Origin of the sequence: Roseobacter sp. GAI101 (genome assembly GCF_000156335.1) — a bacterium.
Taxonomy (GTDB): domain Bacteria; phylum Pseudomonadota; class Alphaproteobacteria; order Rhodobacterales; family Rhodobacteraceae; genus Sulfitobacter.
Genome location: NZ_DS999213.1, coordinates 515,273 through 524,528 on the forward strand (window position 1 = coordinate 515,273; position 9,256 = coordinate 524,528).

Below are 9,256 nucleotides of genomic sequence, written 5' to 3' on the forward strand. Positions count from 1 at the left end.
TGATGCGCCAGGTGAGTTTATTTAGCAAAATGAAGATCACAGAGACTCGAGCGCGACCTTTAGATCACCGTAGCCGGTAAAGCGCCGCTCGAAGATGAGGCCCAGTGTTGCGGCGCAGGTTTTGGCCTTTTCGGTCAGGGCTGGATCGTCGGTCTGAGCCTGATACACGAGTTTTTCATAATTGCCGAAGTACATGTCACGCAGTTCGGGGTGGCGATCAAGGCCCATCGGCTTGATGATGAAGGCGTCGAATTGGCGAACCAGAAAATCCGTGAGATAAAAGGTCGTAATTTCGGTCTCTGCGGTTTCGGCGAACCGGGCGTTGCCTTCGTAAAAGCTGTAGCAATGGGGGCCTGCGACCATCTGCACTCCCATTTCATCACAGGCAGCTTGCAGCAATCCACCGGTGCCGCAATCGGCGTAAACCACAAAGATATCGTCATATTGGTCGCGATGCTTGGCCACGGCTGCACGCACGGCATCGGTGATCTTTTCCGGGTATAGATGCAAGTTGGCGGGCAGGCAGGTTAAATCCAGGTGTGTCCAGCCATTGGCGGCCTTCAGGTCCAGTATTTCGCGGGCCAGTGCACCGCAGGCGATCAGCAGAATGCGACCCTTGGCAGCCTCAAGCGCGAGACCGTTTTCGGTGAGGTGCTGATCTGATGGCTGCTGCATGGTGTCCTTCAAACGACAAAGGCCCCTCCGGTTCGGGAGAGGCCCTTGCACTTTATATCACAGGCTCAGGCCTTGGCGCTATTGTGTTTGCGACCGACCCATTCCTTGGCGGTTTCAACGGCGACGGCGGCATCCCGGCAATAGGCGTCTGCACCGATAGCCTTGCCGAATTCCTCGTTCAGCGGGGCACCACCGACCAGAACGATATAGTCATCGCGAATGCCCTGTTCGATCATCGTGTCGATCACGACCTTCATGTACGGCATGGTCGTGGTCAGCAGGGCGGACATGCCCAGAATATCGGGGCCTTCGGTTTCCATCGCTTCAAGATATTTCTCGACCGAGTTGTTGATGCCCAGATCAACCACTTCAAATCCGGCACCTTCCATCATCATCGACACAAGGTTCTTGCCGATATCGTGGATGTCGCCTTTGACTGTGCCGATCACCATTTTGCCGACCCGCGGTGCACCGGTTTCAGCCAGCAACGGCTTGAGAATGGCCATGCCGCCCTTCATCGCGTTCGCAGCAAGCAGAACCTCGGGAACGAACAGGATACCGTCACGGAAATCCGCGCCGACAATGGTCATGCCGCCGACAAGCGCTTTGGTCAGGACGTCATAGGGGGCCCATCCGCGCGAAATCAGAATGTTCACGCCTTCTTCGATCTCTTCGCGCATACCATCATAGAGATCGTCGAACATTTGCTGAACAAGTTCTTCGTCGTCCAGATCGGCAAGGATAATTTCGTCTTCATCCGACATAGTCGTTCCTCATCGGTTAACTTGCCCGCGCGGGCTTTCGCCCTTTTGTCACGGAAAATGATAAAACATCGTGCATTTTGCGACACGGCCCGCATCAAGTGCGACGCGACGCTTTCTTTTCAGTTAGCGCTGATCCGCCTGTAAAACAATGGTTTGACGATTGATACTTGACCGTGTTCATACTTTGTTCCAAAAGTTTTAAATGGATCGTGAAGAGCATAGATATAATCTGGCAGGACGGGGCGTTTCGGGCAATGTCGCGGGGCGTTTCGAGCGGCTGACCGTTGACGCTGTCGACGACGGTTGGGACCTCGACGAGGGGCCGTTGCCGATGATGCGCACGCATGTGAGCGAGGAGGCGGCGCGCAGTGTCATCACCTATAACTGCTCTCCTGATCTGCCGTTTGACCGGTCGATCAACCCCTATCGGGGCTGCGAACATGGCTGCGTTTACTGTTTCGCGCGGCCCAGTCACGCCTATCTTGGCATGTCGCCGGGGCTGGATTTCGAAACCCGGTTGATTGCTCGCCCGCAGGCGGCTGACGTTTTGCGGCGGGAATTGGCGGCGAAACGCTATCAGGTGGCCCCGATCGCCATCGGTACGAATACGGACCCCTATCAGCCGATTGAAAAGAAATACAAAATCACCCGTCACCTGCTCGAGGTTTTGTCCGAGGTCAATCATCCCGTCGCCATTGTCACCAAGGGCAGCCTGATTGAACGCGACATCGATATATTGTCAGATATGGCCACGCGGGGGCTGGTCCGGGTCGGCATTTCGGTCACGACCCTTGACGCCAGGCTTGGCCGGTTGATGGAGCCGCGCGCGCCCGCGCCAGGACGCCGTTTACAGATGATCGAACGCCTGGCCAAAGCAGGCATTCCGGTGCGGGTGATGGCGTCGCCGATGGTGCCGGCGCTAACTGACCCGGAACTTGAGGGAATCCTCGAGGTGGGGCGTGATGCTGGCGCGCGATCGGCCAGTTGGATCATGCTGCGCTTGCCGCACGAGGTGTCAGAGTTGATGCAGGACTGGCTGGCCAAGCATTATCCGGACCGGGCCAACAGGATCATGGCGCGCTTGCGTGAAATGCACGGTGGGAAGGCATATGACGCGAACTGGCATACGCGTATGCGCGGGACGGGCCCTTATGCCGACATCATCGCGCAACGCTTTGATTTGGCAGTGAAAAGGCTGGGATTATCCACCCTTTCACCGCCCATGCGCTGCGATTTGTTCCGCCCGCCCAGGCAGGCGAGCGCACAGTTGGATCTATTCTAGACCGGTTTCGCGCCGCGACGGCCGCGGCGGGGGCCGCGCACCGGACCTTCGCCATCTGTGCCGTCGCTTGCGGACGAGAAAGCACCGAGCGCTTCGACAATCTGTTCCAGTGTCGGCGCGTCGCCTTTGGGACGGCTATCAAGGGCTTCGCGCATATGCACCAGATGCTCCGGCATGGTGCCACAGCAACCGCCGATGATAGAGGCACCGCAATTGCGGGCCATTTCGGCGTAATCGGCCATCAATTCAGGTGTGCCATCGTAGTGGATGTGACCTTCGACGTATTTGGGGATGCCAGCGTTGCCTTTTGATACGATCGGTGTCGACTTGCCTTTGGAGGCAAAGCCCAAGACCGTGCGCAACACGTCGGATGCGCCCGTGCCACAGTTGGCACCATATGCCAGCGGCATGTTGTCCAGCGCGTGCACCATATCGACCATCGCTTCCGAGGTCATGCCCATCATCGTGCGGCCTGCGGTGTCAAAGCTCATCGTGCCGACCCAATCAAGGCCGGCAAGTTTGAACCCTTTCGGCGGCGGCGCGGTATTCTTCGGGTGCGCTGATCGTTTCCAGCCAACCCACATCCGCGCCGCCGGCTTTCAACCCATCCGCCGTTTCATGAAACATCTCAACGGCCAAGGCGTGTGTAAGGGGGCCGACGGGCTCCATAATCTCGCCGGTGGGGCCGACGGACCCGGCGACGATCACCTTGCGACCGGCCTGATCGGCCACTTCGCGAGCCAGTTCGGCGGAAACGCGGCTAAGCTCGTGAGCGCGTTTTTCAGCGCCGTGCAGTTTCAACCGCGATGCATTGGCACCGAAAGAGTTGGTCAGGAAGATGTCGCTGCCCGATTCCACGGCACCTTTGTAAAGCTTGATGATGTTTTGCGGCTCATCCGTGTTCCACATCTCGGGGGCGTCGCCGGACATCAACCCCATGTTGAACAGGTTCGTCCCCGTGGCACCATCCGCCAGCAGCGTGCCTTTTTCAGCCAGAAGATCAATGAGAGGGTTGGACATGAATACGCTCCGCTAAAGATGTGATTGCGTGTCTTCTCACGATGCCAAACGTGAGGCAACCTCATAATTCTCATCATCGTGATGAGGTTGGGCGGCAATTAGCGGGGCATCAGGGCGATGGACGGCACGTGTAATGTCGGCCAGACTGATTGCCAAAAGAGCGCGGTTCGGTGCTGCAGCGTAAAGCGGTTGCCAGCGCGGACGGAAGTTTGATTTGAACTGGCGCAAGCCCGCACCGCCGCTTTGCTGAACCACATATTGCGCCAGTTTCACCATCCATCTTGATGATGGATGAGGGCAGGCGGGTGTGGCGGCAAGGCTGAGCCGCGGAATTGCACGGTGCGCAGCGCACATGATCGCGTGGTGTATCAGGCAGTGCATCGTGCCGTCAGGGGTGTCGGGCTGCTGGCGCATCAGGTCAAGGCACCACTCATGCGTGCTGGTGTGGAAACTGGCGAATGCAATCAACGTATTACCGTGATAAGCCAGAAAAACTTGCTGATGGGCCAGATAGTCGGCGCAAAACACCCCCATTGTGCCGCCACGAGCGCGGCCATTCGTTTGCTGCCACGCCGCGTCGATCTGCGCCATCTTTGCCAGGGGCAGTGTGCTTGACTGCGTTATGATGATCCCCCCTTTTTGGGCGGCACGCAGTTTCCGGCGCAGGGTGCGAAACGGCGCGGGTTCGGTGTTGAAGCTGAGCGGCTGCAAGACAGCCTCGTCCGCGATGTGAGAGATGAACCAGGCGTTGGAGCGTGCCAGCAGCGCGGTTCTTGCGCTGCATTTATAAAGCATCGGGATCAGGTTTTTGCGACGGGCTTCGGTCTTGACTGTTTCGAGAAACTGACGGGTTGGCCGGTTCAGCGGGTCAAACAGGGCGCAAAGCGCTTGGCCGGTCGGCCAGACGGCGCAATCAGTCTGGTCCCCTTGCAACAAATACCCACCATTTTGCCGGATTACACCAACCTCGGCACGCACGGCATTTTTCGGGATCATCATTGTGGCGTGTCCGGTTGATACCGCCTTTGCCAGAGGGCGCATCATGGCAATCATGCCGATCAATGCAGGGGCCGCATAATACACCGCGCGAAAGGCGATGATCCCGCTGAGCAATTGAACCGACGATGCGTCAGGCAAGGAACCGAAAAGCACGAGTTCAAACGGGCCGACACCGCCCGGGGTCCCAGTCACCAGCGCGGCCCCCAAGGCCAGCATGAACAGCGGCAACAGGGTGGTAAAGGCGATGACATCACCGGGAATCAGAAGGTAAAGCGCCGTGGCCGCTGCCAGCGTATCCAGCGCCGTCCAGAACAGGATGGAGCCGAAAGCCGAAAGACTTGGTACCTTCATGCTCAGACGGCCGATGGTGAGGGTGGGGTGAAGAAACGCCGCTGCAACTGCCACGGGCAGCAACAGGACAACGGCGAGCGCGGGCCAGAACGTAAAGGCCGGTGCAGGCAGAACAAGGCAGGCAACTGCGGTGACGACCAGCAAGGCGGCCATGAAGCTGGCGCAGATGAAGGCGGACAAGCGCAGCGCCATGCCCATGCTGATGCCGGGCAACATGCGCCAGCGGGCGACGGCACCGGTAAGGATACCCATCCCCAGGGTTTGGGCAAGGGCGATCGCTGCCGTGCCGGAAAGACTGGCGTGCCGTGCCGAAATACCGGTCCGGAAATGTCGGTGGGCCGTCGCGTCGTAGCGCCCCAAGGCCAGAAAGCTTACGCAAGTGCAAATGGCGGCCAATACGAAGGACATCGGATGCAGTCCGTGCAATTCGACGAAAACCTCCTGCCAGAAGTCCGGTGCCAGCTGCGCCAGAATGAGCCACAGGCATGCAACGCCGACTGCCAGCGATGCACCCAGCTGAACCGCGCGCATCCTGTATTTGAACATGAAATCTTTGATCATTCTATTCCCCGACCAACCCGGGGACGACCATAGACAACAACATCATTCCGGAATGTTAAGACGTTAAAAAAACGCGCCTTCGATTTAACTCAAAGGCGCGTTTTTCCGGCTGGCGGGGGTTGGATCAACGGGATTAGTCAACTTCTTTCATCAACTGGGCCTTCGCTTCGACCATCAATTCCGCCATTTTTGCGCGGATATCGGATTCTTCGACGCGACTGCCCAGATCGCCCGAGACCTTGCGGTAAACATCTTCCTCACCTGCTTCTTCAAAGTCGGATTTCACGACTTCGACGGCGTAAGCGGCGGCTTCATCGCCAGTTTTGCCCAGATGTTCCGCAGCCCAAAGGCCCAAAAGCTTGTTGCGGCGCGCTTCGGCCTTGAACTGCATTTCCGAATCGTGGGCGAATTTGTTTTCAAATGCCTTTTCGCGATCATTGAAGGTGCTCATTCTGGATCTCCTGTTAAATAACGTTGGATGTAACAGATATGGAGAGCCGCAGGCGCGACAGCAAGGGCCACGCGCTTGCGCGATGGGGTCGCTTGGACTATGTGACACTTAAAATGGGCCGTTTGGGTTTTTCCGCTGGTCTGAAGTCTGGAAGGGATGTGCATGGCCCGTCGCACCAAAATCTATGAAGGCACGGCTAAAATCTTGTACGAAGGGCCTGAACCGGGCACCATCGTCCAGTATTTCAAGGACGACACGACCGCCTTCCAGTCAGAGAAACGCGCCACCATCGAAGGCAAGGGCGTGTTGAACAACCGGCTGTCCGAATTCTTCATGACCGGGTTGAACAACATCGGCGTGCCGACGCATTTCATCAAACGGCTGAACATGCGCGAACAGCTGGTCCGTCAGGCCGAGATCGTGCCGCTTGAGATCGTCGTGCGCAACTATGCGGCGGGGTCTTTCGCCTCACGTCTTGGGATTGAAGAGGGCATTCAACTGCCGCGCCCGATTGTCGAATATCACTTCAAGAACAACGATCTGGGCGATCCGCTAGTCACAGAAGAGCATATTGCCGCCTTCGGGTGGGCGGGACAGCAGGATATGGAAGACATCCTGAGCCTGTCACTGAGGGTCAATGACTTTATGTCTGGCGTGATGATGGCCGTCGGCATCCGTCTGGTGGATTTCCGGATTGAGGTCGGCCGGGTTTATGACGGTGATTTCCAGCGTTTGATCATCGCGGACGAGATCAGCCCGGACAGCTGCCGTCTGTGGGATATTGAGACAGGTCAAAAGCTGGACAAGGATGTGTTTCGGCGCGATCTGGGGTCGCTGACCGATGCCTACACGGAAGTTGCGCGGCGTCTGGGTGTGATGCCCAAGACGTCGACACCGATGATGAAACCGACGTTGATCAACTGAGGCTGGCGTTGGATATGAGTTTATTTTGCAAAATGAAGCAAGGAGACGCGCCATGAAAGCACGGGTGCATGTGATGTTGAAGAACGGTGTTCTGGACCCGCAAGGCGAGGCCGTGCGCCACGCACTCGGGGCGATGGGCTTTGACGGGGTCAAGGGCGTCCGGCAGGGCAAGGTGATCGAGCTGGATCTGGCCGAGGGCACAAGCGAGGCGGATGTCGAGGCGATGTGCGAAAAGCTGCTGGCCAACACGGTGATTGAATCCTACAGCGTGGAGATGGTCTGATGCATGCAGCCGTCGTTGTTTTTCCCGGCTCTAACTGTGACCGTGATCTGGCGGTAGCATTCGAAGCGGCAGGAGCCAAAGTGTCGATGGTCTGGCACAAGGATACGGTGTTGCCCGAAGGTGTCGATATCGTCGGCATTCCGGGTGGTTTTTCTTACGGGGATTACCTGCGTTGTGGCGCGATCGCGGCAAATTCTCCGATCTGCGGTGAAGTGGCGGCCCATGCGCAGCGCGGCGGTTACGTTATGGGAATCTGCAACGGCTTTCAGGTTCTGACTGAAACGGGTCTGCTGCCCGGCGCGCTTTTGCGCAATGCGGGGCTCAAGTATATCTGCAAGACGGTCGGCCTGCGGGTGATGACGTCGGACAGCGATTTCACCTCTGGCTATACTGTCGGGTCCGAGATCAATATCCCGATCGCCCATCACGATGGCAACTACTTCGCCGACGCGGACACCATTGCGCGCTTGCAGGGCGAAGACCGCGTGGCGTTCACCTATACCGACAATCCAAATGGCGCGCAGGCCGATATTGCGGGCATCCTGTCGGAGAACCGGCGTGTGCTTGGCATGATGCCGCATCCCGAACGCGCGGCCGATGCCGGGCACGGGGGCACCGACGGGGTGGCGCTCTTCCGCGCATTGGCGGGGGCACTGGTCACAGCGTGACTTGAGTGCGCCCTTGAGGTTGCATAGATTGGCGGTATGTACCGACCTGCGCCCTCATCCCCCGAAATGCCCTTGTCTGTCAGCTGGCGCGTCCGGCTGGCAATCGGCATTCTGCTTGTCATTGCAGTCTGTACGATCTCGATCACCAATAAGCTGCTGACAGACAGGTTTACCGACAGCACGCGCAACCGTGCCGAATTGCGGATCGCCCTGTACAGCGGCAACCTGCTGGCCGAATTACGCCAGAACGCCATCGTGCCGCAATTGCTGGCCCGCGATCCTGCCCTGATCGAGGCGTTGACGCGGTCGGATTATTCCCTGTCCACCCAGCGATTGATTTCCTTTGTGGAGGAGATCGGGGCGGCGTCCTTGATGCTTTATGATATCGACGGGCGCACGGTTGCGGCGACAGATCGCAACCGGCTGGGATCATCGCACCGGCTTGAGCCCTATTTCGTTGATGCGGTCCGGGCGAATGCGACGGTCTTCAGCGTCATTCCGCGGTCTACCGGCGGCTATAGGTTCTTTTATTCGCGGCGCATTCAGGAAGGCGGGGCGACCCTTGGTGTCATCGCGGCCGAGGTTGACTTGCAGCGCTTCGAGCGAGCCTGGGCCGGCATTTCCGACGCGGTCATCGTGACCGACAGCACCGGCGATATCATCATGGCGACGGAACCGCGCTGGCGGGGCCTGACCGAGACGGAAGCCCTGTCGAACCAGACCCCGCAAAGCGCCATCGAGCGCGCGATCAAGGCCACAGCCGATTGGACGGCCTTGCCGCCCGATGCGTATCTGCAGGGCGAGGCCGTGATGCGGCTGTCCTCGCGGATACCGTTCCGTGGCTGGCGGATCACAAGTTACACCACCTATTCGTCCGTGCGTGAAAAGGTGAACGGCGTCCTGGCGCTCGAGGTGATGGGGTTTGCCATCCTGCTGGCGCTGACCTTTTATGCGCTTAGCCGTCGCACGGCGGGCAGGGCGGCGCTGTTCCAGCGTGAATCCGCCGAATTGCGTGCCTTGAACGTGGCGCTTCAGCGCGAGATCGCGGAACGCAAACGGGTGCAGCAGACCCTTGCCGTGGCCGAACAGACGCTGGAACAATCTAGCAAGCTTGCCGCCTTGGGCGAGATGTCAGCCGCGGTCAGTCACGAGCTGAACCAACCGCTGGCGGCGATGAAAACCTATCTGGCGGGCGCGCGCTTGCTGATGCGGCGCAACCGTCTGGACGAGGCTTTGTCGTCATTCGGGCGCATCGATGATCTGATCGAGCGCATGGGC

9 protein-coding genes and 1 pseudogene are annotated in these 9,256 nt (G+C 58.6%); 5 read left to right on the plus strand and 5 right to left on the minus strand.

Annotated features, from left to right (window positions below):
- Nucleotides 1-36: 36 nt before the first annotated feature.
- Nucleotides 37-675, minus strand: coding sequence for a DUF1638 domain-containing protein (locus RGAI101_RS02375; protein ID WP_008226462.1), 639 nt, complete (start codon nt 673-675; stop codon nt 37-39).
- Between the two features lie 65 nt (nt 676-740).
- Entirely contained in the window at nt 741-1,439 is a 699-nt protein-coding gene (locus RGAI101_RS02380; protein WP_008226792.1) for a corrinoid protein, read from the minus strand.
- 202 nt (nt 1,440-1,641) lie between these two features.
- Between RGAI101_RS02380 and RGAI101_RS02385 the strand changes: the two genes are divergently transcribed.
- Complete coding sequence (locus RGAI101_RS02385) at nt 1,642-2,721, plus strand: PA0069 family radical SAM protein (protein WP_008226182.1); 1,080 nt, start codon at nt 1,642-1,644, stop codon at nt 2,719-2,721.
- On the opposite strand, the pseudogene bmt reads toward RGAI101_RS02385, so the two are convergent.
- The 3 genes and pseudogenes from bmt to RGAI101_RS02400 form a co-directional block, all read right to left on the minus strand.
- Nucleotides 2,718-3,741: pseudogene (bmt, locus tag RGAI101_RS02390) on the minus strand (betaine--homocysteine S-methyltransferase). The gene RGAI101_RS02385 and the pseudogene bmt sit on opposite strands and share 4 nt — an antisense overlap.
- 36 nt (nt 3,742-3,777) lie before the next feature.
- Nucleotides 3,778-5,652 (minus strand): phosphatidylglycerol lysyltransferase domain-containing protein, encoded by a 1,875-nt coding sequence (locus tag RGAI101_RS02395; RefSeq protein WP_008225860.1) that lies wholly within the window; start codon nt 5,650-5,652, stop codon nt 3,778-3,780.
- A gap of 133 nt (nt 5,653-5,785) precedes the next feature.
- Nucleotides 5,786-6,103 (minus strand): DUF1476 domain-containing protein, encoded by a 318-nt coding sequence (locus RGAI101_RS02400; RefSeq protein ID WP_008228630.1) that lies wholly within the window; start codon nt 6,101-6,103, stop codon nt 5,786-5,788.
- 162 nt (nt 6,104-6,265) lie between these two features.
- Between RGAI101_RS02400 and purC the strand changes: the two genes are divergently transcribed.
- The 4 genes from purC to RGAI101_RS02420 all read left to right on the plus strand — a co-directional run.
- Nucleotides 6,266-7,027, plus strand: coding sequence for a phosphoribosylaminoimidazolesuccinocarboxamide synthase (purC, locus tag RGAI101_RS02405; RefSeq protein ID WP_037227152.1), 762 nt, complete (start codon nt 6,266-6,268; stop codon nt 7,025-7,027).
- A gap of 52 nt (nt 7,028-7,079) precedes the next feature.
- Nucleotides 7,080-7,310 (plus strand): phosphoribosylformylglycinamidine synthase subunit PurS, encoded by a 231-nt coding sequence (gene purS, locus RGAI101_RS02410; protein ID WP_008229368.1) that lies wholly within the window; start codon nt 7,080-7,082, stop codon nt 7,308-7,310.
- On the plus strand, nt 7,310-7,978 hold the full coding sequence (gene purQ / locus RGAI101_RS02415) for a phosphoribosylformylglycinamidine synthase subunit PurQ (protein WP_008224885.1): 669 nt from the start codon (nt 7,310-7,312) through the stop codon (nt 7,976-7,978). Before purS ends, purQ begins: the two co-directional genes overlap by 1 nt.
- Nucleotides 7,979-8,014: 36 nt before the next feature.
- Nucleotides 8,015-9,256 (plus strand): sensor histidine kinase (locus RGAI101_RS02420; protein WP_037227154.1); only part of this gene is annotated, 1,242 nt, incomplete at its 3' end.

What these genes read in the sequence shown, in the direction of transcription:
- RGAI101_RS02375 (WP_008226462.1), bottom strand. Translation starts at nt 675, where the DNA reads ATGCAGCAGCCATCAGATCAGCACCTCACCGAAAACGGTCTCGCGCTT.
- RGAI101_RS02380 (WP_008226792.1), bottom strand. Translation starts at nt 1,439, where the DNA reads ATGTCGGATGAAGACGAAATTATCCTTGCCGATCTGGACGACGAAGAA.
- RGAI101_RS02385 (WP_008226182.1), top strand. Translation starts at nt 1,642, where the DNA reads ATGGATCGTGAAGAGCATAGATATAATCTGGCAGGACGGGGCGTTTCG.
- RGAI101_RS02395 (WP_008225860.1), bottom strand. Translation starts at nt 5,652, where the DNA reads ATGATCAAAGATTTCATGTTCAAATACAGGATGCGCGCGGTTCAGCTG.
- RGAI101_RS02400 (WP_008228630.1), bottom strand. Translation starts at nt 6,103, where the DNA reads ATGAGCACCTTCAATGATCGCGAAAAGGCATTTGAAAACAAATTCGCC.
- purC (WP_037227152.1), top strand. Translation starts at nt 6,266, where the DNA reads ATGGCCCGTCGCACCAAAATCTATGAAGGCACGGCTAAAATCTTGTAC.
- purS (WP_008229368.1), top strand. Translation starts at nt 7,080, where the DNA reads ATGAAAGCACGGGTGCATGTGATGTTGAAGAACGGTGTTCTGGACCCG.
- purQ (WP_008224885.1), top strand. Translation starts at nt 7,310, where the DNA reads ATGCATGCAGCCGTCGTTGTTTTTCCCGGCTCTAACTGTGACCGTGAT.